A 26,269-nucleotide genomic window follows, 5' to 3' on the forward strand; every position below is an offset into this window, starting at 1 on the left:
TATTGAAACTGGGAGTTCCGCAACCCTCTATTTGCCCCTATTCGCAAGCCGCGCCTGGCTTCGCGCCATTCTGCAAGACCGACTAACTAGCTGAGTCGCCTCGACATAACATGCCGAAGCGGCCGACCATCGACCATTTCCATCGGCCCTCGCCCATTCCATCGCAGAACCTTAAGCGTTTCTTAAGATATATCGGTCAAACTGCACCGCTCTCAGTTCCTGCGCACAAGCAGACCGCCCGGGACGCCCTGGGCCGGCGTCATACGCTGGCCGCTTCTTTTTGCGTTCGATGTCTACGAATACGAGCCCGGGCACGGGGACATCGCCGCACGTCTGACGAGCACCCATGGTGCCGCCATTGAGCCAGTGAGGCCTCGTCCGCGGACCGCAATCGCCCTCTCCGGAGCGACAAGAGTCCTCGCTGATGCCGGGCAAGATTATTGCGATGCAGGCGAACGTCGTGCTGGACGCTTCACACCGACCAGAACCTCCAAGTCTGTGCCCAATGCGTGTGTTACGGACCCTGAGGATCCCGCTCAATCGCTGTCCAAAGACACGGTGCGTATCCATAGCAGGAAGGTCTTCTACTTCGAAAAGCAGCGAAAGAAATGCTGTCCGGCAGTGGTGCGCTCGATTTTCAGTTTCGCGACGCATGGGATGTTAGGTCCATAGCCAATGATGACAACGTGCCGTCGGTCGATGACAAGGGCAGCTTCCTGAAAAGGCTTGAGCGCTGTATGGTTTGCAATCGCTGAGTCCGCAGGCCGACGTGCGGTGTTTTCACGATCAATCCCTTATCCCCTATGGAGGCCGCAATGCAGAGCAAAATTGAGCGACTTGACCGTCTGACGCGGCAGCTTGAAGAAGCGTCCCGCGCCTTTAAGTCGCTGGGCGGCGAACTCGAGCAAATCACCCTCGAGCCCGGGTCTCAGACGAGCGTGCAGGCGGCTATTCAGCAAGTGGAAGCGATCATCGACCAGAAGGCGGCACCTTATCGCGGGAATGAGCTTGTGGATTCGATGGTTCAGCAGCTCAAGAAGCGGTATCGCGATGAGATCATCCGGCGCGGACGGGCGTGAGGATGGGAGGCAACACGGACCTGATCGGCGCGCTGCTGCGCATTTCGCTTCTCCTTTTGGTGCGCGCTCCGATGTGCGACGCCGATCGTATCGGCCGATAGACCAACGATGAACTGGCTGTGGACCTGGAGCGGCAACTCTTTTGGTTATCGCGTCGACGATCAACTGCGCACGCATGATGGACGACACGTCGGCCGATTCGTGGGGGAGGAGATCTATGGTGCGGACGGATTGTACTTGGGTGAGCTGGCGTCCGAGGACCGCCTGATTACCCGGCAGCGGAAGCTGGGTCGCTTCAGATTGCCTTTCAGGCCACGAATGAAACAGGTGGAACGGGTGCAACGCACGGCTCGGGCGGCTCGACTCATCCGCCCCGGCTGTCAGGACTTTCCTGCGCCAAGTTACCTCTAGAGGATAGTCGCGAGGACTGTGTATGAACTTGACTCGCGAGCTGATGCTCAAGTTGTTACCGCACCCTCTCTGAGATTCATCGCGCGCGTGAATGCAACGATTCAAGTCACGAACGCAATGTCCCTGGGACGGCGAGCCCGCTCGTCCGTAGAGTAGGTCACCGACGACAATCCTGCAGCCCCCCGCGCGCAGGAGAGCGTTGGGCAAACATCCGTGCAGAGGTGAAACGTATGACATGCATGGTCGCAACACTGCCGCCGCTTGCGCCTCTCGCCCGGCCGTATTCTCAGACGGCGCGAACGTCGTGCTACTTCCCGTGGTGAGGCATTCCATGAACTTCTTACCACTTGGGAGGGCATGCCGAGGCTGTCAAGGGTGGCGATCATCGCGGGCGTCATTTTCTCAATGATCGTCCGTCTGATAACGAGCGTGCTCGGTGCGGGCATCGGGGCTTCGTTGCTTTCGCCATGGTCGAAACCCGAGCCGCTGCATGGCTTGGCTTCGGTTCGAACGTGCGGGTCATCGTCACGACGGTCCTTGCGGTCTTCATAAGCTCGTACTATGCGGGACATTGCGCTCCAGTTCTCGAATGGCTGGACGGCCCTGCTCTGTGGGCCGTCATGACGTTTTTGGCGTCTACGCGACGACGTCGCTGCCGACGGGCGCTGTCAGCACCGCAGGCAGTGTCGCCGCGACTGGCGCACAGGCGGGCGCGACCGCCGCGAAGCATTCCCGCGCCAACGGTCAGCTCACTCGGCGAAGCAGCAGCTGCGAGCGGCGGTCGCGTCGGCGGCATGGACCTCGCAGGCCGATCAGGACGCGCGCGAGTCGGCCGATACCGCCGCGCGAGGCGTTGCGCGTGCAGAATGGTTCTCGTTCGCGGCGCTGATGGTGGGTGCGATCATCGCAATCGTCTCCGGCGGCGCCGGCTATCGGCGTGAAGCGTCGGAGGAGGGACGCGGCGGGTCCGCCGTCAATCGTGGAAGCCCGACGACTTATCGCCCGGCGCGGTAAAAGGCGGCGGGCGCGCGTGACGGCCTCGCCGGTCTTGTCAGCCGCACGCGACAGAGTCGGCGTGCTGCTGACCACCCGTTCCTAACTGACGAAGACGACATCGTGTTAGAAGGGACTTCTGCAAACGAAATACGCGATGCGGCCGACCCGCAAGTTCAGCAACACTTGTTCGAGTCCATGGATTTCGGTGCCATCCTTCTGCTTGCAGATGATCGTCGCGCGGCGTGCTTGATTCACATCGCGCTTGATGTTGACGATCCGCCGGATGGCGCCTTGCCGATTGGTGAAGTATCGATTCATGGAAGCCTGCACGCATTCTCGGGACACCATCCTAGCGTGGCAAAACTGATCTCAATATTAGGCACCGTACGCTGTGGTCCGATAGCTTCTGCTTACCCGCAACCCTGAATGATCTGAGTGAGTTGCGATGCCGTAACCGGCTTGCGCAGATAGCCGTCGAATTGGAGCGAAGACCCCATGTCGAACTCCGGATGACCGGTCACCGCGACGATGCAAGCTTCGTTCGACGCACCGGCGCAACGAATGTAATCGCAAAGCTTGCGTCCATGATATCGGGCAAACCGATATCCATGAACACGGTGTCGTAGCGCGTCTGTCCTGTCATGCGTAATGCCTCGCCGCCCGAACACGCGACGTCCGCATGATGGCCAAGAGACGCCGCCAAGTCAGCGAAGGCTGCAGCAATGTTTTCATCGTCTTCGACAAACAGGAAGAGCATCGTCGATCCCGGTCAGTCAAATACCGGTCCCCTAGGTGACTGCACAATTAAGCAAGCTGCGTTCCCGACATTGAGACGCAATCGGGTATTGCGTCGGGGCGACGCTGCTCGCTTGGAGTGGCGCGACGAGCGCTCGCCCGTCCAACGCCCGATTTCGTCGCACGACCTGCTTGACCGGGGTTCCTCGCCGCGGTGGCCGCGAGCGTGGACGCGCTGTCCTTGATGTCATCGATGTCATTGATCGATAGATACCGCAATGGCTACAGACCGCACGCTGAAATTTGCGCCGATCTGCGCCCTGTCCGCAAGCGCTAATGCATAGGCGCGCGCCGTCGCAGCGGAGGCGCCGCCGCTGACGTGGACATTCGATCCGTGAATCGTCATCGTACTGGCGGCGGCGTGACTCTTTATTTCGTCGGGAATGAGGCCCCGCAAGCGTGGCGCACATGGCCGCAGAGAACGTGCAGCGAGGCTTGCACAGCGATCAGAATCCAGAGCGTGAAAAAGCTGAGTGAGAAACGACGGCGTCGGCATGGGAAGATCAGGAGCGAACAGAGGTGGCGGACTATCAAGAAAATCCTCTGCCAAGCGTGCGCATCGGAGTCACGGCGTGCGTCGCGTAGCGATGACAACCCGACGTTTCGTGGACCGGGTGGTGCCAGAGCAGTATCCGACATACCATCGCCCGTCCGAGCGCGACTTGCGGCGTTTCTTCCTCGCCGCGCCGAATCGAATGATGGCAGAAGGCTTCACCTGCTTCCTACCGCTCGCGGCGACCCCCAAACGTCAGTCAAAGTCGCGGTCTTCAGTCCGCAAGTTCAACGAGCGCGCCCTCGAGGGCTTACGGTGTTCGATGATGACCTGCGCGGATAAGCCAGGTCCGTCGATCCGCGAAGCTTGCTAACCTGTGCCGGCCAAGTGTTCTGATCGGAGCCACGATCGCCCGCGCACCAAGTGATGCCATGACACCGGTGGCAAATCGACTTCTTTCGACTTCGTCGACTTCCTAGATTATCCCGACTGCCGACGATCGAGTGGCGTACAGTTTGGCTTACGTCGCACAGTCCAATCGAGCGTACAAGTTCCTACAATTATGCGAATTGTCACTTGCCGGGCCGCGTTTCAGCCACGATACGCGCTGCCATCAGAAAGGCCCTCATCAGCGGGCTAGAACCGGGTCGGCGACGCGCCGACACGATTGTACGGACGCACGCGTTGGGCGGCCTCCGGATATTCAAGCTGGTTGCTCTTGCTCTTCGGAGCCCGGGCTGCCGCCACGCATTAAGTGTCCGGAGATCAGTTCGACAAGCGAAGTCAAATTGGCAGGCTTAATTAGATGATGATCGATGCCGACCGACTTCGAATTGCGGCGATCATCGTCTTGCCCATAACCGCTCACAGCGATCAGCAGACAGCCGCGAAAGGAATCTTCGGCGCGAATCGCCTTGGCAACCTCGTATCCATTCATGCCTGGAAGACCAATGTCGAGAACCAGGACCTGCGGCATGATTTCCCTAGCGAGCGCCAGCGCGCAAACGCCGTCGTAGGCACAGTGGACCTCATACCCGTGCATTTCAAGGAAGATTTTCAGGCTGTCCGTTGAAGCAACGGAGTCATCCACGACAAGCACTTTGGCATGTTGCTTACGACGCAAGGGAAGGACAGCGGCGACGGGAGCCGGGTCGGCGATTTCACACGTAGCTGGTAGTTCCACAACGAAATTTGCACCCTTGCCGCGACCGCCGCTCCAGCACCGAATCGACCCTCCATGCAGTTCCACCAAATGGCGAGCGAGCGTGAGCCCGATCCCCAGCCCGCCCTGTGCGCGGTCGAGTGCGCTATCGCCTTGAGTGAAGAGATCGAACACGCGTGGAATCAGCTTAGCTTCAATCCCTTCACCGTCGTCGGTAACCGAAACCACCGCGCTTCCGTTGGAAAAGCTTGTTGAAAGACTGATGTGCCCCCCGGGGGGCGTAAATTTCGAAGCATTGTTCAACAAGTTCGCGACCGCCTGCGTGAGGCGAACGACGTCTCCTTCGACTACCACGTCGCCCCTGTGTTGTTCGCATACGAACGTTTGAGAACGAGCGGCGAAATGCGGTCGGCTCGTTTCGACCGCGCGTTCCACCACAGCCCGTAAGTGAGTCGGTTCGCGACGCAGCGCTACCGTACCGCGTGCGATTCGGGAGACATCCAGCAGATCGTCTACGATGCGCACCATGTGATCGACTTGATTTCCGATGGTTTGGGTCGCCCAAGCCATCACGTTGGCATTGCTCGGTTCAGCGTTCTTCATAACGCTCACCGCGTTCGAAATCGGTGCGAGCGGATCGCGAAGTTCATGCGCGAGCATTGCAAGAAATTCGTTCTTGCGCCGGTCTTCATCCCGCAAGGCCGAGAACAGAAACGCGTTCTCAAGCGCGATCGATGCACGGCTGACGAACTCTTTGACTAGTGCCGCACGTCGGTGATCATCGTCGTGGCAGACGACACCGAAGGCGAGTATCGCCCTGCTTTCTGACACGTGAAGCAGCGGATGGAAAGTGATTTCGTCGAACTCAATTGCGAGTTGACGGCCTTTACCGCTCGCAGCCCATCCGAAGACGCTATTCGCGTCGTCCCGACAGACCAGAGTTTCCCCACGATCCATGGCCTGTCTCGCAAGATTAAAAAATTGCTCGAGCGGAACGATCTCGTCGAGGCTCTGGTCGCCCGTCGTATCAATCGAAGCGCGGACGGCGGTCCCAAAGCGCAACGTAGTCTGAAGCGTTTGTTCGCCGCCCGATGCAAGGCATACGCACGCGAGATCCGCCAACGCCGGCACCGACGACTCGAGCGTGCGAACGAGTGTCGTCTCAACATCCAACGAACGCGTTAGCGAGTGGCTAACTTGCGCCAAAAAATCGGCACGCTGGCGAGCCTCATCGGCCGACGCGCGCTGTGCCTCGGCCCTTGCAAGTTCTTCTCGCTCTGCGGCCCGGGCTCGCAGTTCGCGGTTCATCCGGAACATCTGCACGAACACGCGGACCTTAGCGCCGAGAATCTGCGGCACAACGGGAGAAGTAATGTAGTCTACGGCCCCGAGCGAGTACCCTTTCGCCATCTCCGCGTCGTCGGCATAGGCTGTGACGAAGATAATCGGCGTCGACGCGGTACGGCGGTAGGAGCGCAGCATGCTGGCCGTCTCGAAACCATCCATGTCGGGCATATTCACGTCGAGCAATATGACAGCGAATTCTTGTTGCAATACCGCCTTCAGTGCCTGCCGTCCGGACGACACAGTGACGACTTCCTGGTCTGGGCCCTCTAGCACCGTGCGCAAGACGACGTGTTGGCTTGGGAGATCGTCCACCACCAGAATCTTGACCGTGCCTTCACAAGTATCGAACGTTGCCATAGCTGCTCCTAACGATGCAGCCACGCGTGTAAGACGGCAATCAGATCGTCTCGATTGACCGGCTTCGAAAGGTAGTCCCATGCCCCTGCCTCGATGCATCTCTCCCGATCGCCCTTCATCGCCTTGGCCGTGACCGCGATAATGGGTAGCGCCTTCCCGAGCGGGCGCTTGCGGATCTCCCGCATAGTCGTCAGACCGTCCATCTCCGGCATCATGATATCCATCATGACGATCTCAATGTCGCGATCGGACTCTACCTGCCGTATGGCATCTTGCCCGTTGTCGGCCCAGACATGCCGCATGCCGAGGTCTTCCATGATGGTCGCGAGCGCGAAGATGTTGCGCATGTCGTCATCGACGATCAGCGCCTTGACGCCGTTCAAGGCGCACTGCGACGCATGCAAGGAGTGCAGCGCGGCCGCCGGCTGTTGACCGAGCCGCTTCGCATCGATATGAAGCGCCGCAACACTCAGGTCCAGCAAGCGATCGAAGTCAGGTGCATGCTGCACGGAGAAGCGGTCTCGGATGTGCACCCAGCGCTCGGGCGGAAGATCACCCGCCGCGCTCAATATTACTGGAAGCGGCATTAAGCTATCGCGCGAGACAAGCGCCGCTTCAAGCGCCTCCGGTGAAATATCGGGCATATTGTCGGCCAGCACAAGCGCGTCCACCGCGTGAGACGACAGTGCCTGCGCCAGCGCATCGCCGTTGTCGGCAAATATTGCGGTAGCGGTTGTTCCTTTCAGTGCACTGGATAGGAGCTCGCGCTCGACCACTGATGACAGTGCCACAAGGATCACGCGTTGTTCCGCTTCGATATAACGCGCCATCGATCTCACGGCATTATCCAGCATTGTTTGCGATTCGACGGGCTTAGGCAAAAACGCGAACGCGCCGGAGCGAAGCGCGCGCTCATGCGATTCATCGGTCGAAATAACGCACACTGGGATGTGCCGCGTTGCCAAATCGTTTTTCAGCCGCGCCAGGATCCGCCAACCGTCCATGTCAGGAAGGAACAGATCAAGCGTCAGCAGATCCGGCTTGTACTGATCAGCAAGCGTCAGCGCCGAAGCGCCGAGTGCCGTGCTCAAGGCCTTGAACCCGCGCTGCCGCACTGTATCGACGATCACGCGCGCGAAGGCCAGATCGTTTTCTACGATGAGCACCACGCGATCGCCTGAAACAATGTTGTCTCGGTCATCGACGATGTGGGCAACGGAAATTTTGTTAGCGAGTTCCACGGTCAAAGCGGACTGCGTCGACAATTCCAAGGTGCCATCATCTTCACCAGATGACCCGGTTGATGCAATGACGCGCGCTTCGTCGGCGCGCGCCGCTTTTCTGCGCCCCGGTCTTCCGAGATCGTTGGTGCGTGGTAGAAAGAGCGTGAACGTGCTTCCCTCGTTCGGCGTGCTGCTCAGACGGATCTCGCCGCCCAGCAGCTTGGACAGCTCCCGGCTGATCGCGAGCCCTAACCCCGTGCCACCGTATTTGCGGCTCGTGCTGCCATCGGCCTGCTGGAATGCCTCGAAGATGATCTGCTGCTTGTCCGCCGAAATGCCAATGCCGGTGTCCAGCACTGAAAAAGCAATCACGCTCGCGGCACCGCTCAGCGCTTCATTGTCTCCGCGCCATCCGCCGTGCGCTTGCTCGATCGACAACGAAACACGACCCTGATGGGTGAATTTGAATGCATTGGACAGGAGATTCTTCAGGATCTGCTGCAGCCGCTTGAGGTCCGTCACTACTGAGGCCGGCACTTCGCTCCCCAGATGGATGACGAAGTCGACGTTGCGCGCTTCGGCAACGTGACGGAATGTGCGTTCAACGTAAGTCGTTAGATCAGCAAGGCGATGCTCATTGATGTCGAGGACGACCGTACCAGATTCGATTTTTGAAAGGTCCAGAATGTCATTGATCAGCAACAGCAGGTCGTTGCCCGACGAATGAATGGTTCTCGAGTACTCGATCTGTTTGCTGGACAAATTCCCTTCAGGATTCTTGCACAGCTGGTCGGACAAAATGAGTAGGCTGTTCAGCGGCGTGCGCAACTCATGCGACATGTTGGCGAGAAACTCCGATTTGTACTTCGACGTCAGCGCGAGTTGCTTGGCCTTGTCTTCGAGGGCCTGGCGTGCCTGTTCGACCTCCGAGTTCTTTCGCTCGACTTCCTGATTCTGATGCGCGAGCAACCTCGCCTTCTCCTGCAATTCCTCGTTGGTCTGCTGAAGTTCTTCCTGTCGACTCTGCAACTCGTGCGCGAGCGATTGCGACTGCTTCAGCAAATCCTCGGTACGCGTGTTCGCCTCGATCGTATTGATGACGATGCCGATACTTTCGGTCAACTGGTCGAGAAACGCGAGGTGAGTCGAGTTGAAACATTCAAGCGAGGCCAACTCGATCACGCCCTTGACCAGCCCTTCGAAAACGATCGGCATCACCAGCACATTCTGTGGCAAAGCGCTCAGCAGGCCTGATTCGATCCGGTAATCGACGGACGCCGAAGGCGCCAACAGGATCTTGCGCTTCTCGAACGCACATTGGCCGACGAGCCCCTCGCCAAGCTGCACGCGTTTGCCGTGCGAGCGATGACCGTCTGAAGCATAACTGGCGACGAGCCTGAGTGAAGCGGCCTGATCGATCGTCTCGAACACGAAGAATTCGGCTTGCTGCACGCCGACGACCGGCGCGAGCTCCGACAGAATGAGTTGACCGACGGCGACCAGATCCTTCTGTCCTTGCAGCATGCGGCTGAACTTCGCCAGATTCGTCTTGAGCCAGTCCTGCTCGGTATTGAGCGCGGTCGTGTCCTTCAGATTGCGAATCATCTCGTTGATCGTGTCCTTGAGCGCGGCGACTTCTCCGAGCGCCTCGACAGTGATCGAACGAGTCAAATCGCCTTGCGTCACAGCCGTCGCGACCTCAGCGATCGCGCGGACCTGCGTCGTCAAGTTCGCTGCGAGCTGGTTCACGTTTTCCGTCAGCCCCTTCCACGTACCCGCCGCGCCCGGAACCTTCGCCTGACCGCCGAGTTTTCCTTCGACGCCGACCTCGCGCGCGACGGTCGTGACCTGGTCGGCGAACGTGGCAAGCGTGTCGGTCATGCTGTTGATCGTATCGGCGAGCGCCGCGATTTCACCTTTCGCCTCCACCGTGAGCTTGCGGCCCAAATCGCCGTTTGCCACCGCAGTCACCACTCGCGCGATGCCGCGAACCTGGCTCGTCAGATTGCCCGCCATGAAGTTGACGTTGTCGGTCAGATCTTTCCACGTGCCCGCAACGCCCTGCACGTCCGCCTGACCGCCGAGCTTGCCTTCGGTGCCGACCTCGCGTGCCACGCGCGTAACCTCCGAGGCGAATGAACGCAACTGATCGACCATCGTGTTGATGGTGTTCTTCAGTTCAAGAATCTCACCTTTCACGTCGACGGTAATCTTTTTCGACAGATCGCCCGCCGCCACCGCCTTCGTCACGTCCGCGATGTTGCGCACCTGGCTCGTGAGGTTACCGGCCATGAAGTTCACGGAGTCCGTCAGGTCCTTCCATGTACCTGCGACACCTTGCACGTCCGCCTGTCCACCGAGTTTCCCGAGCGTACCCACTTCGCGCGCGACGCGCGTCACTTCCGAAGCGAAGGAGCTCAACTGATCCACCATCGTGTTGATAGTGTTCTTCAGTTCGAGGATCTCGCCCTTGACGTCCACGGTAATCTTCTTGGACAGGTCGCCTGCCGCCACGGCCTTCGTTACGTCCGCGATATTGCGCACCTGGCTCGTCAGGTTACCGGCCATGAAGTTCACGTTGTCGGTGAGGTCCTTCCAGGTTCCGGCAACCCCCTGCACATCGGCCTGTCCTCCGAGCTTGCCTTCGGTGCCGACCTCGCGCGCCACCCGCGTCACTTCCGAAGCGAACGAGCGCAACTGGTCCACCATGGTGTTGATGGTGTTCTTGAGTTCAAGGATTTCGCCCTTGACGTCAACGGTGATCTTTTTCGAAAGGTCGCCCGCGGCCACTGCTGTTGTCACGTCGGCGATGTTGCGCACCTGCGCGGTCAGGTTGCTGCCCATCGAGTTGACCGAGTCGGTCAGATCCTTCCACGTTCCAGCGACACCTTGAACATCAGCCTGGCCGCCAAGCTTGCCTTCCGTGCCCACCTCGCGCGCGACGCGCGTTACTTCCGACGCGAACGAACGCAACTGATCGACCATCGTATTGATGGTGTTCTTGAGCTCGAGGATTTCCCCTTTCACGTCGACGGTGATCTTCTTCGAGAGATCGCCCGCCGCAACGGCCGTCGTCACTTCCGCGATGTTGCGCACCTGGGCGGTCAAGTTGCCGCCCATCGAATTCACCGAATCAGTGAGATCCTTCCACGTTCCCGCCACGCCCTGCACGTCGGCCTGGCCGCCCAGCTTCCCCTCGGTCCCTACCTCGCGGGCCACGCGTGTCACTTCGGAGGCGAACGAGCTCAACTGGTCGACCATCGTATTGATCGTGTTCTTGAGTTCCAGGATCTCGCCTTTCACATCGACGGTGATCTTCTTCGACAGATCGCCCGCAGCCACGGCTGTCGTTACGTCCGCGATATTGCGCACCTGCGCGGTCAGGTTGCTACCCATCGAGTTGACTGAGTCAGTCAGGTCCTTCCACGTGCCGGCGACGCCTTTCACGTCGGCCTGCCCACCGAGCTTTCCTTCCGTGCCAACTTCCCGCGCCACGCGCGTCACTTCGGACGCGAACGACCTCAACTGATCGACCATCGTGTTGATGGTGTTCTTCAACTCTAGGATCTCGCCCTTCACGTCGACCGTGATCTTCTTCGACAGGTCGCCGGCGGCCACCGCTGTCGTGACTTCCGCGATATTGCGCACCTGACTTGTCAGGTTTCCCGCCATGAAGTTGACGTTGTCGGTCAGGTCCTTCCATGTGCCCGCGACGCCCTTGACATCCGCCTGGCCGCCGAGCTTGCCCGCAGTGCCGACCTCGCGCGCCACGCGCGTCACTTCCGATGCGAACGAGCGCAGCTGATCGACCATCGTGTTGATTGTGTTCTTGAGCTCGAGGATCTCGCCCTTCACGTCCACGGTGATTTTTTTCGACAGGTCGCCCGCCGCGACCGCCTTGGTGACTTCCGCGATGTTACGCACCTGGCTCGTCAGGTTGCCGGCCATCGAGTTGACTGAGTCGGTAAGGTCTTTCCATGTGCCGGCGACGCCCTGCACGTCCGCCTGACCGCCGAGCTTGCCTTCGGTGCCGACTTCCCGCGCGACGCGCGTCACCTCCACAGCAAACGTGCCGAGCTGCTCGACCATCCGGTTGATGGTTTTCGCGGTGCGGAGGAACTCACCTTCGAGCGCGCGGCCGTCCGCCTCGAGCGCCATGCTCTTGCTGAGATCGCCCTGTGCGACCGCACCGATCACGCGCGCCACTTCGCTCGTAGGGTGAACGAGGTCGACGATGAGCGAATTGACCGAGTCGATCGAGCGGCGCCAGAAGCCGCGTGGATCCGGTAGCGTGGCGCGCTCGTATATGCGACCTTCCTTTCCGACTGCCTGGCTGAGCCGCGCGAGCTCATCCGACATGCGGATGTTCTGCTCGACGACATCATTGAAGACGTCTGCAAGCTTGCCATGCAAGCCGGTCCAGTCGCCGTCGAGCGACGTGCCCTCTCCCTTTCTCAGGGCGATGAGCGCAGCGTAGATGTCTCGGGTACACGCGTGAGCGGTATCGTTCGCGCTAAGGAGCTCGTTGGATTGACGCGCTTGTTGTAACCAGAAGCCGCGCAGCCCGTCCTCATCGATGCGGTGCGCGTTCCTCCCGAGTGTCGAGGTGCTGCTTGGCGGCGGCCTACTCGACAACGTCTGCCGTAGGCATTGGTCTGCAAGCAAATTCAGCTCAGCGGCTAACTGGCCCTTCTGCCCGGGCCAGTCGCTGGGCAGCTTTTGGATGACTTCCCCTTCCCGTAAGGCTGCGACGGTCCGTACCATTAGTTGGACTTCGCTGTCGGCCAGCAAGCTTTCTTTTTCTGAAATGGTGGTCATTCGCATTTCCTTATTTTGGGTCGACGATGTTCGCGCAACCATTCATATCGGGCTACACCTGTCTTGGAAACGGAAGATCGGCTCCGGCCAGCTACCCCAGTCGGGGGCGTTGTGCGTATGCGCGCGCGATGATATACCAACCTATGGCTGGCCGCGATTAGCGCAAATGCGCACCGATAGTAGGTGGCAGACCATAGGACCCCTTCGTTCGTGCGGCTACGTTCGTATTATCAGGCCCCGCCAGGAAAGCCATGAACGAATCGAGGAAACTATCGTCCTGAACATGTTCTAGGCGTAAAGCGTCACATGGCAGTGACGTCTGATGAGAGGCGCTGAAAGGTATTGAAATTTGGGCGGTTTGCGTGCCTGTCCGGTCGAAAGACCGACATCAATGAAAACGCCTGTACTTGCAACATGTCGTGACTGGAGGCCTCCGTTTAAGAGCCTCGCCGCGCCTGAGGTCAGTCCGGTAGCCGCCCCAAAGGCGAACCTTCGGACGAGGCCCGTCATCTTTCGCCTTTCGCCTTTTGCATCAGCGCTGCACCGAAACCAACTTGGCTATTTTTGTGCGGCACCCGCTCCAGCTCGACGGCGCAGCGCCACGATACTGGGAGTAGCCGTCGCCGGCTGCTTGACCCAGCCGGACCTGTCGGTCAGGCGTGCAGGTCCGCCTTTCTGTACGCCGCCCCTTACCGATCGTCGCGATGCCTCTCGAAAGCCGCGTCCATAATGAAGATACGTTTCCGCGATACCGGCTGTGCCGTCGAACCCACAGACGCAGGGGGGTGTGCTGCTTAAGTAGACTCTCGTGTTCGCGTGCAACTTGGACCGCATCATAGGGTTAGCCGCGTTCAGCCGCGCCGCCCGGGCCAGGTGTTCCAGCCTTGCCGTACGCTCCATTCGTGGTCTGAACGGCAATTTGAAGCGACCGATGTTCCGCTGGCGGGTAATCAAGCGGTCTTCGGACGCTATCTCGCCCAGGTACAGACCATCGGCGCCGAAGATCTCTTCTCCGATAAAGCGGCCGACATGACGTCCATCATGCGTGCGCAGTTGATCGTCGACGCGATACCCAAAAGAGATGCCGGTCCTAGTCCAAAGCCAGCCCATCTTTTGCCTCGTCATCTACTGCGTTGCTGAGAAGCTCGCCTCGTCTGCGGGATTAGTACGGCGACACAGGCGTATTTTCATTTGTATGCAACGGATCGAGAAGCGTCGCCACCTTACCGTGCACAATAATTGATGAAAATCCGTCGGGCGCCCCAGCGAGCTTCGTCGATCCGGAATTCGTCGACTCGCCCCGCGCGGATATCTTTCATAAGCCGTTCGATAGCCTCGGGCTTGCTGGAGCTGTAATGGCTTGTTTCAATGTGGCACACAGAAAGAGGATGACGGGCAAGATCGGCACGGATCAGAGAAAGCTGGGACAGTATCGATTGCGGGCTGGCGAAGCTAATCATTGGAAGCCCCCACCACTTCTCGCCGCGCTCACCTATCATCGAGCGGGCTCCTTGCACAGGCGGTACGCGGGGCGGCAATCGCTTCGCACAGGTGTCACGGATTCGATCACCATCCCGATGCCACTAGACCGGTACACATGCCGGCATCGCGAGTCCGAATCTCTCTGCAAACTGTATCGGCAGCAACGGGTGGGAGAACAGGTAGCCCTGCCCCTCATGGCATCCCAGCCGACGCAGGATGTCACGTTGCGGTTCTGTTTCAATACCCTCGGCCGTGGTTTCGACTTCGAAGCTGTGCGCCATGTGAAGAATGGCGCGAATGACTGCAGCATCACGATCCGATTCCAGCACGCCTCGTACAAACGAGCGGTCGATTTTGACGCGGCTCAGCGGGTAACGCTTGAGGAGGCTGAGCGACGCATAGCCGGTCCCAAAGTCGTCAAACGCGATTCCCACGCCAAGCGCGCGAAGCCGCTCAAGCGACACCAGCACGGAGTCGTCGTGGTCGAGCACGATGCCTTCTGTGATCTCCAGCTCGAGAGCCTGCGGAGGAAGCCCGTGTCTCTCAAGTGCTAACAGCACCTGTGAAGCGAGGTCGTGGTCCGTGCGAAGTTGCGCGCCGAACAGGTTGACGGCGATACGAAAGTCCCGGGCGTCGTATCTGCGCCACATCGCAGCCTGGGCACACGCCTGGTCGAGGACCCATGTTCCGACTGTCGCGGCGAGCGGGCTGGTTTCTAGCGCGGGCAGAAAGGCGGCTGGAGACAGCAGACCGCGCTGCGGATGCAACCACCGTATCAGTGCCTCTGCACCAGTGAGCGCGCCATCGGCTAGACGGATCTGAGGTTGATAAACCAGCGCGAATTCGTTTTGAGCAACAGCCCGATGCAGCTCGAGGTCGCAATGTCGGCGCGTCAGCGCATCTGTGCGTAACCTCGGATTAAAAACAACCGATTGACCGCGCTGCCGATTCTTTGCATTGGACAACGCCAGATCCGCATTGCTGATCAATTGCACGGGCTCCTGCGCATGAGCTGGTGCAAGGGCAATACCACAATCAATCGTCACTCGGACCTCGCGCCCGTCGATGACGAGCGGTTCTGAGACCTTGGCGATTGACGCATTAGCAATACCCTTAGCCTGTGCCTCACTGGTGCACTCAGGCAGCAGAATGGCAAACTCGTCTCCCCCAATACGCGCGACCGTGTCGTTCGGCCTGACGATTTTTTTCCAGTCGGCGCGCCACCTCCAATAGGATGCGGTCCGCAAGAATGTGACCGAGCTCTGCATTGACGTCTTTAAAGCGATACACGTCCATCACGATCACGGCCGCTGATCCTGAGGAGCCAAGTACGTGCTCTGTTTGCCGATAGAGGCAGGCGCGGTTTGGCAACCCGGTGAGAACGTCGGTATTGGCAAGCCGATGAATCTCCTCTTGCTCCCGCTGGAGCGCTGTCAGATCGGTCAAATGCGCTTCAAATATCGAAACGACATTCGTGCGCACGCGTTTCAATGAGAATCCAAGAGGTATTTTCGTTCCATTTTTGCGCACGCCATTGAGTTTTGCCGACACAGTTCCGGCCGGTGCTTGCGCGCTCGCCGCGCCGGAAATCAAACTGGCCAAGGCAGCCCTGTCTCGCTCTACGACGAGGATATCAACCATTAGACCGGAGGCTTCCGCTGGGCCGTAACCAAAAATGGCGGCAGCAACCGCGTTCCATGCGATGACGCGCCGATGATCGTCGAACCGCACCACTGCGACCGAGACGCCGTCAGCAGGGCCTGTAGATGGGTCCGACGTCGCTTGTGCTCTTATTTCAATCCGTCTCAGCTCTAACCTGTCGGCGGCCATTTTGGCGAGTTCTTGCAAGCGCTCCCCGTCCTCGGCCGAGAAGTCGTGATGCGCCCTGTGGTCAATCACACACAACGCGCCCAAGGCGTGACCATCCGGCGACATAAGGGGGACGCCGGCATAGAAGCGAACTTGGGCTGGCCCCGTGACCAACGGGTTATCCAGAAAGCGCGCGTCGCGGGTCGCATCCGGGACCACCATGACTGTGGACTCGGCGATTGCATGCGCGCAAAACGAGACGTCGCGGCCTGTTTCCGTTTCCTCGAGATCGAGACCGACGCTTGCGGCGAGAAAGACATGATCATTGCCGATCATGTTCACCGCCGCAACCGGCATGTTGAACATTCGGGCGGCGATGCTGGCAACTGGCTCGAGACTGGGCAGCGATTGTCCGCTCAGCCCATATTCAGACAGTGCCTCCAACCTTTTCGCCTCGTCGACCAATATTGGCGGACACCTCATAGGACGCGCTCCCAGACGGACGTAAATTTTTTCCGCGCAAGTACGATCTCAATAGTTGGGCAAGCTAATTTGTAAGATTATAGCTAGGCGATCGGTCGCGAAAATGAAAGTTTTAATTACCTAAATCATTCTCATTTTCGAATGCGACTTCGCTCCGGGTCGTGCGGAAACGGACACCTTGCTCACAAGGGAGCGATGCGCGGCGTCCCCACCGCCGACGTCTATAGGGCACGAGTCGACGGTGGGGCTTCAGGCTCCGACGGGCACCGCTCACTAGGCAACAGCATCGGCTGCCCGTCGCTTTCTAATCGCGCCCACGTGTGGCGACACAAAAACTGGCAGTCTCGAATCGATTCGGCTACTTTCCTCATACCTAAGTAGAGCCGAGAAGGGCTACGGAGAGGAGCTCATGAAAGAATCCTTTAAATCCGTCATCCTTCGAATCTATCAAACACCAAATGGCCAATGGGCCGGGCGGCTGATGATAGGCAACGAAGACGTCGGCTGGATCGCTGGATGCGCCTCGCCCGCGGAGGTGGAGCAAGCGATTCGTGAAACTGGCATGTGCCTAGACCAAGTCGAGGTGCGCCTACCTTAGGCTTTCAGTCCTTAGCCTCCACCCTCTTGGACGCGACGCGCGGTGGCGCGGGCGAGAGGGGCGCTCGGCATCGATCTCGCGCGCGCGCTCGAAGCTTCACTCGGTGAGGCCGTTCTACGCGAGCACTGCCGAAATCGCTGGGGCGGCGACGCCTGCGATTACATGAGTTCCTCCAAAACAACGTCTTGATCTTTGTCGACTATACGAAAGCGAGGCAGCGGGGCGTTCGCATCCCGGCCACGCCAGCGGAGTGGACCACGTCGTCAACCAGCGCATGTCGAAACGCGGTGGACATCACGGGCGCGAATCGCTTGCTGCCGACCCGCCGTGTCAGTTTGCTCGAAGGCCACCTCTTCAAGTACTTCAAGCCATATTTCCGCACTTTCGCTTTCTGGCGCGCTCGCCCGGCGCACACCTCCACAACTTTGTTCCGTGGCGTCTCGCAGCATTCGAGCTGGCACGGCCCAGAGCGCTGTGTCTGGGATTGGCGGCGTTGCTACTGGGCAAAGGGCTTCGCCCGTGTTGCCTTCATCGCTGTTGAAAACACATCAGAGCGCCGCCGCTGCCGTAGCCGGCGTGAAACCGTACTGGTGCCGGGGGCAGCGCGCACTCAGCATGTTCTTTCATCGAGGCGCTCACCCGGAGCTTAGCCGGAGCGGCAAGCAAGCGACACGGACGAACTATTTCGTTTGTTACCCACGCCTATTTCCGCTGGCAGCGACTACAGTTCAGTTGTTGGCACCGATTCAACATGGCGGACCAACGGCCGAATTGCAGTTTCCAGGTGTGAACGTGATGAAGAAACTCGCCACGGCCGTGCTTCTTGCTACGGCACCGCTTGTCGTCTTGGCCGGGACGCCGCTGCTCTATTCGCCCAGCGTATTGGTGTACGACATACGGGATCAGAAGGTCGTGCTCGAACGGGATCCCGATACAGCCCGACCCGTCGCCTCCTTGACCAAATTGATGACGGCGATGGTCGTGCTGGATGAAGCGCAGCCGATGCAAGAAGCAGTCGTGATCGGCGACGCCGACATCGACCGGCTCAAGCACTCGCACTCGCGCATCCCGGTAGGCGCAACGCTCGGACGCGAGGAGATGCTGCGTCTCGCGCTGATGGCGTCAGAAAACCGCGCGGCCTCCGCGCTATCACGCGCTTTTCCGGGCGGTCAGCGCGCGTTCGTTCAAAAGATGAACGACAAGGCGCGCGCGCTGGGCATGGCGGCTACATGGTTCGCGGAGCCGACGGGGCTGTCGGCCGCTAACGTCTCAACTGCCCGCGACGTCGTGAAAATGGCGGACGCCGCATCGCGCTATCCGTTGATCGCCGCATTCACTCTACTGCCCCATTACGAGGAAGCGATCGGCGGAAGAACGATGTTCTATCGGAACACGGATCCCGTCGTGGACTGGCCGGGCTGGAGAGCTCAGCTTGCGAAGACGGGTTACACGCGCGAGGCGGGACGCTGCATCATCGTGGAGGCGGGGCTGCCGAATGGTCCGGTCATCATCGCGCTTCTCGGCGCGCGTTCTTCCTCGGAGCGCTCGGCGGATCTGGTCACGATTCGCCGCTGGCTGAACGGCGACGAAACGAGCGTCGTGTTGCCGCGCATATATCACGCGAGCGCGCTGCATCGGTACCATCAAGCGTTCTCCCGATCGCATCGGGCCAGAATGCAGCTCACCGCATACCAGGCGAGGAAGGGTTCCGGTGCATATCCGGGGAATGCAAAGCACCACGCCAGGAAACGGCACCTGCGCCCGACGTCGAATGTCTAGTATCAGGTGGTGTCCGGCGTGTCTATCGGAATCGCTCCGCATCGTTCTCTGTTCGCAGCGCCTTTTCGTCAGCGAACAGCGGCTGCAGCACAGGCCCGAGCGACTTCAGCATCTGCACGGCGAGCGCGCTCGTGAAATCGTAGCGCGCCGCATAGGGCTCGCGCACGTAGGCGGTCAGCGTGCCGAAGAAGCGCTCACCGATCACGAAGACGAACGTTGCGCTCCTGTTCATCTTGCGCGATTCGATGAGACGCCGGCCTCGCGCATAGACGTTGAAGCGCTGATCGCCCGTGCCGGTCTTGCCGGATACGTCGAGCGAGCGGCCATCGGCCAAGGTCATGCCGCCGGCAAGGCGTTGCGCGGTGCCGCCCGCCACGACATCGCGCAGCAACCGTTGCACGACGGACGCGATCTCCGGCGCGACCAACGGCTTCGGCCGCGTGCTCACATGGACGAAATGCGTCTCGTAGGGCGTGTCCTTCGCGAATTCGAGCGTCGAGATGCGCTCCGTGGCAAGCCCCCTGCCCTCGTTCTCCACGATGCCGATCAGTTGCGCGAGCGACTCGGGACGGTCGCCCGCGGCGCCGATCGCCGTCGCATACGAAGGCGTCACGGAGGAGAACGGATAGCCGAGCGCGCGCCACGACTTCGCGATGTCGGCATAGGCCTGCAGCTCGACCATGCGCTTGATGCGCCGGTCCTGCGTCGCGTGATAGCGTGTCTTGAAGAGCCACGAATAGACGACGACGCGCGCATCGCGGCTCGCTTCCTGCACATCGTTCACCGTCGCGATCGGATGTGCGCGCAGATAGTTCACCGTCCACAGTTCGAGCGGATGCACGCTCGCGATGTACCCGCGGTCGTTGAGATTGAACTTGTCAATGCCGTATTTGACGTAGAGCTTCGCCAGATCCTGATCCGTGATCGACGCCGACGGCGTGCCGCGCAGCGCCGCGCGCATCTGCGCGTCGAACCATGCCTGCGGCGCGTCGGGTGCAACGCTTCTCAGCACCGTGGCCAGCTTGGGCGGCGACTTGCGAACGTCGCGCAACAGCACCGCAAGCGCCTCGTCGGCCGTCTTCGGCCGGTACTTCCCATAGAAGCGGCTCATGTACACGCGGCTCTCCGCGTCCGCGAAGCGGGTCAGGTAGGCATGGCGCACGGCCGGATCGTCGAGCCAGCCGGACGACGGCCCGGCCACCTTCACCATTTCGTAGTGGACGATATCGCGCATCAGGCGCACGAACACCAGATTCACCGAATGCTGGAAAGCGCGCTCGACGGTAAGCACGCGCGAGTTATCGGTCGCCTCGAAGTTGTTGAAGCTCTGCGCGCCGCCGCCCGTGTAGAAGGTCTCGCCGGGGCTCGCGGAGTATTTTCGCTGGACGGCGGCATCGAGCATTGCGGCGAGCGACCGGTCGGGCGTCTTCGCGAGATAGTCGAGCGCCCAACGCGTGAGCGCATCCTGGCGGTCGGGCGTCACAGCATGCAACTGAGCCGCGCTCATCGAGCCGAAGCGCGTATGCAGGTCCTCGATGATCTGCAGATAGGTGGTGACCGTGCGCAGCTTGGCCGTTGAGCCAAGATTGAGCCGCCCACTGCGGCTGATGTCGAAGGGCTGGTCGACGCTGTCGGTCTGCACGCGCACGAGGTTCGCGCCGCCGCGGCGCTCCATCAGCGTGAAGCTGTACGAGATCTTCGACGGATCGTCCTTCGGTCGCAGCATGTGATAGCCGATCAGCCCCGCATCACGGGCGCCATCGCGCGTGGCCGCGCTCGCCAGCCGGTCGCTCACGGCCTGTTGCACCGCGTTGTCGAGCGTCGCGGTGACGGTGAGATCGAGCCGGTCGAGATCGTAAAGGCTCTGAACACCGAGCGTCGAAAGCAGGTTCGTGCGCAGTGCGGTCACGCCCTTGCGCGTCACGAATGACACCGCCTCGCGCCGGCGAGGTGTGGGGTTCAATCCGAGCGGCACGGCGAGCGCAGTGTCGCGCAACGCAGGTGCGATGATGCCATTCGCGCCGAGCAAGCGCAGGTAACTATCGGTCAGGCGTTCGAGCTCTGGCCTGCCCGGGCGCAGGAAACGCGATGGCGCGCGCTGCGCGATCATCAGCGACAGTGCCTGCTTGAACGCGAGCGCCTGTGCATCGAGCGCTTCTGCCGAGATGGGCGCGTTCAGAATGCGGTTGTATTCATCGAAGTCGCGCCCATACCACGCGGCCATGCCGTCGGGCAGGCCGTTGATTTCGCCGACGCCGGGCCGCGCCGCGAGCGGCACGGAGTTCAGATAGCGCACCACGAGCTGGCGGCGAGCCGGCATCGTCTGTGGGCCGTCGAGATAAGCGCGCACGGAGGCCGATGCGATCTGCCGGAGCTTTTCCGCCGGGGACGCGGTTCGTCCACCCGACGAGTGGCGGAACTTCTCGATCTGGGTTGCCAGCGTGCTGCCGCCCGGTTGTGGCGCACGCTTGTCGACGATGCGCACGCCCTGATCGAACAGCGCACGACCGAAGCGGCCCCAGTCGATGGCCGGATTGCGGTAGGGCTCCCGCTCATCGAGCAGGTTGCGGTCCTCGATAAAGAGGAGCGCGCCGACGATCACAGGCGGAATGGACTCGAAATCGTCATAGACGACACTCGGACTCGCCGCGTTGTATAGCCGGGTGCCACGTGCGTCGAGCAAGGCGAGCCCGGCGCGGTCCTTCTCTTCATAGGGAAGAAAGAGGCCCTTGTCGGCCATCGCGAGCATGGCGGCAGTTCCGCGCGCCTGCGCAGTCACGGCAAATCCGCGGGCAAGGATTCGTTCCTCGAACGACGCCAGCGATGCGTATCCAAGCCGAATATCGTAAGGTCCAGCCGAAGGAAAGCGCATGCTGGCGCTGGGCCCGTCATCGACAGAAAAGCCGATCTCCCGCCCGAGTTCCGAGAGGTAGCGCGCCTGCCGCTGAGAGCTCTGCATCTCAAGCTGCGTCATGCGCGCCGCGACGGCGCAGATCACCACGCACGCGATGACGGCAAGCCGCGTGATCCAACGCCTTGCAGGCGTAGCAGGCGACGCGCGCACGCTTCGTTCTTCCAGCGGCCGGCTCATGATGCGTTCTCCCCGTGCGTCCGACAGCTATGTTCGTCATCAATTAGTCTAGTGCAGGGAAAGCAAACCTCCCCATCGCTCGTTGAGAGCGCAAACTCCCCCGCGCGAACAACCGCTACACGCCTGGGTTCGATTAAGGTTCGCCCTTCATTCACATCACGCGTTATAGAGTGTATGTGCCGCGACAAAGACCCAAGATCGGTATCGACAGACACTTGCGATGGCAGCAGGTCAAAGTCCGGGATTTGAGGCCCACGCGAACACAAGCGCGCGATGAGTTGCCCGGCCTGGAGCGTCAGAAAACAACCGCCTATCCTCATTGGCTGAGACCTCAGGCTACCTGCGGCAGGCAGGGACGACCGGGCGATGCTTGTCAAAACGAAATCGGAAGCCCGATGTTGAAATGCGTCATCTTCGCGTACCGCGCCGTCGCGCGACACGGCCTCCGAATTCGGGATGCGGTGGCACACGAGGTCATGAGAGACCGCACCTTCTCCTCCTGAGAAGGCGAAATCGAACCTGGACGGATTGTGGATCGCCGCCTCATTCGTTGACCGCTTCAACGGAGATGCAGTCGTTCGCTCGGCCAGATGCCTACGGCGACCGAATCTACCAGCGTCGCGGACATATGAACGAGCGCCAGCAAGCGCTCTTAAGCAGCAATCCGCAGTTCGCATCGTCGATGTGGCTTTGGCGATGAATCGGAGGCCAGCTTCAAGTCAACCGAAGCGCACGCTTTTCCCGCCCGATGCGTCGGTACTGTCACTGCTGCCATTGCAGGAACGGACGAGTCACACCCGCTGGCATAGCCAGACGCGTCTCGCCGGCATGTTTTAGTCGAGGAAGTTCGATGCACTGATCATCTGCGTCGCGGTGACGCCTGTCCTGTCGGGCGGCACTGTATCGCTGCTGATGGGGAAGGGACTCGTCTGCGTCGCCTCTGTCTTGTCACAGTAGACATTGTTATGGATCGTCCCATAGTTGAAAAACGCGATGCCGCCTTGCAATGAACGGCTCGCCGGAGCCGCTGGCCAGGTCGGCAGCGAACGATCGGTCGTTGACGCGCGTTGCGCGTTTTTAAGGAATCAAAGCTCAACAAGAGCGAAGCGAAACGTAGTTCGCGCTCAGCCTTGGACCATGAGCAAAACAATTCTTCCCGGCTGCCGAGTTTCACGAAGATGTCCGACGTGGGATCGAGCCGTACCAGCGGTCGACCATGGTTTGTTCCTGCGCGTCAAAATCCTCCCGCAAACCCGCCTCAAATGAAACTTCCGGCGCGTCGGTTATTGCCTGATGCCGCCCGGAGTGATGAAGGCACTCCAGCGAAACTCGCTGCATGCGCGGTTGTAGAAGGAGTATTGGCCAGAGTATTTCGACTCCGTAACGGACGCCGATCTCCTCATGGCCTTCGGGCGGTCGCAGAATTTCTCGCCGCCGTTCATTCGCCTTGCGTCCGTCAAAGGCCAGTCCCAATTCTGGTCTGCTTCCTGATGATTGGATGGACCATTCATTGACGTCATGCACAACTCCGTGGATCGAGCCTGGTGAAGCGGCTCCGCGTGGTTTCGGCCCCTGAACGCTCGCACGGTAAAGCAATTGGCCATGATGTAATAGCCGATGCCGACCAGTGTCACGTAAAAGTCCAGCGTATGAACGCCAGACCGAAATTGCCCTGCTGCCGCCCGGCGCTCAAGCATCACACGCAGCAAATCAATGAGCGGCGAAATCGTCTCGTGCAAGCTGCTCCAACGCTCCAGATAGGTACTTCGTGCAGATGTTTGTTATTAACGAGGCTTTAACCACTGCGCATTCTTACGTAGATATGTGGGCTGGGCGAACTCCCGAATAGCGTCGCGCGGTTGCTTAAACGTGAACCGGTATTGCCGGCCTTGCAAGCTTATCTACCGTCAACCCCACCACTCTTGTGAAGCGAAAAGCGCCAGCGACCAGCGCTATCTTTAACCGCAAGCGCGCCATGGTCGCACATTAAAGCAAGCGCGACATCATGCGGCATCGTGTCGACCAACTTGGCAATCAACAAGGTCCGCTCACGAAGATTGACGTGTAGTTGGCCGGCGGCAAAATCGGGACTGGCGAGTTGCCAATTCGAGCCGCTAAACCGGCGTGCGCCGCTCACGACCCCAAAGTGCTCACCGTGCGCCGCGTACTCTGCCCGATCGCGGGCGCGCATCTCGGGAAGGGGTCCAACGGGTCTTGGACGAGTGCGACGATCACCGGCCCGGGCATACAGTTGACCGTCGTCGCATCGGAGACCTCGTGCCTGAAGGTCACGAAGGGCTTCATCTGCTTCACGATACGACGAAAACAGTCCGACAATGACGTTAGCGTCTTTCATTTGCTGGTTCACGCAACCCCACGGAGTTTTCGAGCGCTATGCGTCCTCTCGAATACAGACCCAACTCGTATGCCAGGTTCACTTACAGCATATGCCAATCGACGGCCCGCAGGTGCTCGCTTGACATTGCACTGCGTCATCTACGACCGTATCGCGTCCGAGTACAGCTCGCGCAGCGTCTTGCGGCGATTCCCCAGCAAGACGCCAGAGCCTCAGCCGATAAACCGGCGGTCATCAACCAACAAGCAGAGTGATTCGTGATTGAGGGTTGGGCTCATTGGTTCGTGACCACCGGTTCGGTGACTTCGCAACGCCTCCGAATCGACAGCGACGCGCCAACACGGCGTCGGCGCCACTGCCCTCACACGCGCGGCCGGCCAAGCCAGCGAGACGCCTCATCGTGCAGCGATTGCGTCGCCGCCGCAATAATGTTGCCTTGGAAGTTTCCGTCAATGGGATCGCCAGACCATGTCATGACGATCCCGCCAGCGCCTTGGACGACTGGAACTATCGCCATGACATCGTGAACCTGCAGACCGTCTTCGACGACGAGGTCGACGTGTCCCGACGCGAGCATTGCGTAGCCGTAACAATCCGTGCCGAACCGCGTGACGCGCACTTCACGCGCAAGCGTCGCGAATGCTCGTGCAGCTTCGCCTGAAAACATCCTCGGGTCCGTCGAGCACAGCCGAGCGTCACGCACATGCGCGCACGCACTCACCGCGCACGGCTCGCCGTTGCATGAGGTGCGATCGGCGAAACCGATCCATCGCTCGCGCATGGCTGGCACCTCGACCATGCCGCAGATGGGACGCCGATCCTGGAGGATCGCGACGAGCGTTCCGAATAGCGGAAGGCCGGTGGCGAAGCTCTTGGTTCCATCGATCGGATCGATGACCCAGTTCACACCATCTGCAATGCGCCCGCCCTCTTCCTCGCCGACTAGGGCATGCGTCGGATAGCGCGATGCGATCATTTCTCGCAGCCGTCGCTCGATTGCCCGATCCGTGTTCGTGACGGGCGTCGCGTCAGACTTTGTTTCGACGTCGAATCTTGTGCGAAAGTGTTCCATCGCGATGGCGCGCGCTTCGTCGCCCAATTGATCGAGAAATCGCTCGATGTCGGTCAGCCTCACATCATTCTCCTTCTGCCTGTGCAAATGGATGCGCAAAATCCTCGCCTACGCCGGTGATCGACGGCATGTCGGCCGCCTTGCGGAGGATAAGGTCTGCGGCGCCGATGGCAGGTCACGTATGCGTGCCCAGCGCTGCGCGGGGCGTACCGACAGCACTCGCGTCTCGTCGGTTTTTTTCACGGCATACTCCGACAGCTCTCGAACGGTACCCCATGAAAAACTAGTTGGAACCTTCTATTGGTCTTGACGCTTCAGATCGAGGCATGCCTCAGGCAAGGGTATATCTGATGTACGAATGGCGGGTCCTTCTGTACGGTATCAGTGCATAAAGAAGTACTAGCATCCGTTTGATTCCCGGAACGCTATCTTTCTCCGTACCTAATATAGGCCCGCAAAAGATCATGAAAAATTCTGACGCTCCGATCGTCCTTCGGATCCATCGGGCGCGTAGCGGCAAATGGGCAGGGCGGCTGATGATGGGTAGCGAGAAGTTAAAGGATATCGCATGGTTTTCCTCCCCTTCGGAGGTTGAGAAGGCAACAAATGAAACCGGCCTTTATCCGGACCATGTCGTGATAGACGTCCCGTCGACAGCACCGGCGCATCTTCGGCTAGTTCGGTAGCCACTCGGACGTCTGCCCTTTCGCTTTCACTCCACTCTTTGGATGATTAGGCGACTGAATGAGAATCATCCGAGACTCAAGCGTCGAAGGTGGTTCGGGTTCGGCCGGGGCAGAAGGGCCAATGATTTCGAAAGATGCGATGAATCTCGGATACATAGTCCGACCTGCAAAATTCGATTTCCATCGCGGACGTTTTCCGGCGGTCGACCGACTTCCGCCGCACTCCGCCAAC

Annotated in this window: 14 protein-coding genes and 1 pseudogene; 5 read left to right on the forward strand and 10 right to left on the reverse strand. The window is 60.0% G+C overall.

What is annotated here, in order from left to right:
• Window positions 1-815: 815 nt before the first annotated feature.
• Together AWB74_RS39475 and AWB74_RS39480 are read left to right on the forward strand one after the other, a co-directional pair.
• Window positions 816-1,079 carry a hypothetical protein gene (locus AWB74_RS39475; RefSeq protein ID WP_143749434.1) on the forward strand — a complete coding sequence of 88 codons (264 nt, stop codon included), beginning with the start codon at window positions 816-818 and terminating at the stop codon, window positions 1,077-1,079.
• A 108-nt stretch (window positions 1,080-1,187) separates the two neighbouring features.
• Entirely contained in the window at window positions 1,188-1,490 is a 303-nt protein-coding gene (locus tag AWB74_RS39480; protein ID WP_061151998.1) for a hypothetical protein, read from the forward strand.
• 1,119 nt (window positions 1,491-2,609) lie between these two features.
• Here AWB74_RS39480 and AWB74_RS39490 read toward each other — a convergent pair.
• The 7 genes from AWB74_RS39490 to AWB74_RS47805 all read right to left on the reverse strand — a co-directional run bounded on the left by AWB74_RS39490 (window position 2,610) and on the right by AWB74_RS47805 (window position 16,416).
• Window positions 2,610-2,804: a hypothetical protein gene (locus tag AWB74_RS39490; RefSeq protein ID WP_061151999.1), complete on the reverse strand. Its 195-nt coding sequence runs from the start codon at window positions 2,802-2,804 to the stop codon at window positions 2,610-2,612.
• 199 nt (window positions 2,805-3,003) lie between these two features.
• Window positions 3,004-3,243: a response regulator gene (locus AWB74_RS39495; protein ID WP_235024867.1), complete on the reverse strand. Its 240-nt coding sequence runs from the start codon at window positions 3,241-3,243 to the stop codon at window positions 3,004-3,006.
• Window positions 3,244-4,477: 1,234 nt separating this feature from the next.
• On the reverse strand, window positions 4,478-6,640 hold the full coding sequence (locus AWB74_RS39500) for a response regulator (RefSeq protein WP_061152000.1): 2,163 nt from the start codon (window positions 6,638-6,640) through the stop codon (window positions 4,478-4,480).
• Window positions 6,641-6,648: 8 nt separating this feature from the next.
• Window positions 6,649-12,681, reverse strand: a complete 6,033-nt coding sequence (locus AWB74_RS39505) for a hybrid sensor histidine kinase/response regulator (protein ID WP_087039466.1) — start codon at window positions 12,679-12,681, stop codon at window positions 6,649-6,651.
• Between the two features lie 1,223 nt (window positions 12,682-13,904).
• Window positions 13,905-14,180, reverse strand: a complete 276-nt coding sequence (locus AWB74_RS46025) for a hypothetical protein (RefSeq protein ID WP_143749435.1) — start codon at window positions 14,178-14,180, stop codon at window positions 13,905-13,907.
• An 84-nt stretch (window positions 14,181-14,264) separates the two neighbouring features.
• On the reverse strand, window positions 14,265-15,410 hold the full coding sequence (locus AWB74_RS47800; RefSeq protein ID WP_235024871.1) for a putative bifunctional diguanylate cyclase/phosphodiesterase: 1,146 nt from the start codon (window positions 15,408-15,410) through the stop codon (window positions 14,265-14,267).
• The gene (locus tag AWB74_RS47805; protein ID WP_235024868.1) at window positions 15,301-16,416 is read right to left on the reverse strand and encodes a GAF domain-containing protein; all 1,116 of its coding nucleotides are present in this window, start codon (window positions 16,414-16,416) and stop codon (window positions 15,301-15,303) included. The genes AWB74_RS47800 and AWB74_RS47805 overlap by 110 nt, the downstream gene beginning before the upstream one ends.
• 448 nt (window positions 16,417-16,864) lie before the next feature.
• Here AWB74_RS47805 and AWB74_RS46030 point away from each other — a divergent pair, with 448 nt between their 5' ends.
• The 3 genes and pseudogenes from AWB74_RS46030 to AWB74_RS39525 all read left to right on the forward strand — a co-directional run bounded on the left by AWB74_RS46030 (window position 16,865) and on the right by AWB74_RS39525 (window position 18,832).
• Window positions 16,865-17,053: a hypothetical protein gene (locus AWB74_RS46030; protein ID WP_143749436.1), complete on the forward strand. Its 189-nt coding sequence runs from the start codon at window positions 16,865-16,867 to the stop codon at window positions 17,051-17,053.
• A gap of 31 nt (window positions 17,054-17,084) precedes the next feature.
• Window positions 17,085-17,465, forward strand: a pseudogene (locus AWB74_RS47810) (ISKra4-like element ISBugl3 family transposase); the annotation flags it as partial.
• A gap of 110 nt (window positions 17,466-17,575) precedes the next feature.
• The gene (locus AWB74_RS39525) at window positions 17,576-18,832 is read left to right on the forward strand and encodes a serine hydrolase (RefSeq protein WP_235024869.1); all 1,257 of its coding nucleotides are present in this window, start codon (window positions 17,576-17,578) and stop codon (window positions 18,830-18,832) included.
• Window positions 18,833-18,854: 22 nt separating this feature from the next.
• On the opposite strand, the gene AWB74_RS39530 is transcribed toward AWB74_RS39525, so the two are convergent.
• The 3 genes from AWB74_RS39530 to AWB74_RS39540 form a co-directional block, all read right to left on the reverse strand.
• On the reverse strand, window positions 18,855-21,923 hold the full coding sequence (locus tag AWB74_RS39530) for a transglycosylase domain-containing protein (RefSeq protein ID WP_061152004.1): 3,069 nt from the start codon (window positions 21,921-21,923) through the stop codon (window positions 18,855-18,857).
• Window positions 21,924-23,206: 1,283 nt separating this feature from the next.
• Entirely contained in the window at window positions 23,207-23,680 is a 474-nt protein-coding gene (locus AWB74_RS46635) for a hypothetical protein (protein ID WP_160110368.1), read from the reverse strand.
• A gap of 960 nt (window positions 23,681-24,640) precedes the next feature.
• Window positions 24,641-25,414 (reverse strand): inositol monophosphatase family protein, encoded by a 774-nt coding sequence (locus AWB74_RS39540; protein WP_087039469.1) that lies wholly within the window; start codon window positions 25,412-25,414, stop codon window positions 24,641-24,643.
• Between the last annotated feature and the right edge of the window lie 855 nt (window positions 25,415-26,269).

The sequence above is a fragment of the Caballeronia arvi genome (genome assembly GCF_001544695.2).
Taxonomy (GTDB): domain Bacteria; phylum Pseudomonadota; class Gammaproteobacteria; order Burkholderiales; family Burkholderiaceae; genus Caballeronia; species Caballeronia arvi.

Bases quoted from the DNA above. Each gene is read 5' to 3' on its own strand.
- AWB74_RS39500 (WP_061152000.1), bottom strand. From the start codon at position 6,640: ATGGCAACGTTCGATACTTGTGAAGGCACGGTCAAGATTCTGGTGGTG.
- AWB74_RS39495 (WP_235024867.1), bottom strand. From the start codon at position 3,243: ATGCTCTTCCTGTTTGTCGAAGACGATGAAAACATTGCTGCAGCCTTC.
- AWB74_RS39505 (WP_087039466.1), bottom strand. From the start codon at position 12,681: ATGACCACCATTTCAGAAAAAGAAAGCTTGCTGGCCGACAGCGAAGTC.
- AWB74_RS46030 (WP_143749436.1), top strand. From the start codon at position 16,865: ATGAAAGAATCCTTTAAATCCGTCATCCTTCGAATCTATCAAACACCA.
- AWB74_RS39530 (WP_061152004.1), bottom strand. From the start codon at position 21,923: ATGAGCCGGCCGCTGGAAGAACGAAGCGTGCGCGCGTCGCCTGCTACG.
- AWB74_RS46025 (WP_143749435.1), bottom strand. From the start codon at position 14,180: ATGATAGGTGAGCGCGGCGAGAAGTGGTGGGGGCTTCCAATGATTAGC.
- AWB74_RS39480 (WP_061151998.1), top strand. From the start codon at position 1,188: ATGAACTGGCTGTGGACCTGGAGCGGCAACTCTTTTGGTTATCGCGTC.
- AWB74_RS39490 (WP_061151999.1), bottom strand. From the start codon at position 2,804: ATGAATCGATACTTCACCAATCGGCAAGGCGCCATCCGGCGGATCGTC.
- AWB74_RS39475 (WP_143749434.1), top strand. From the start codon at position 816: ATGCAGAGCAAAATTGAGCGACTTGACCGTCTGACGCGGCAGCTTGAA.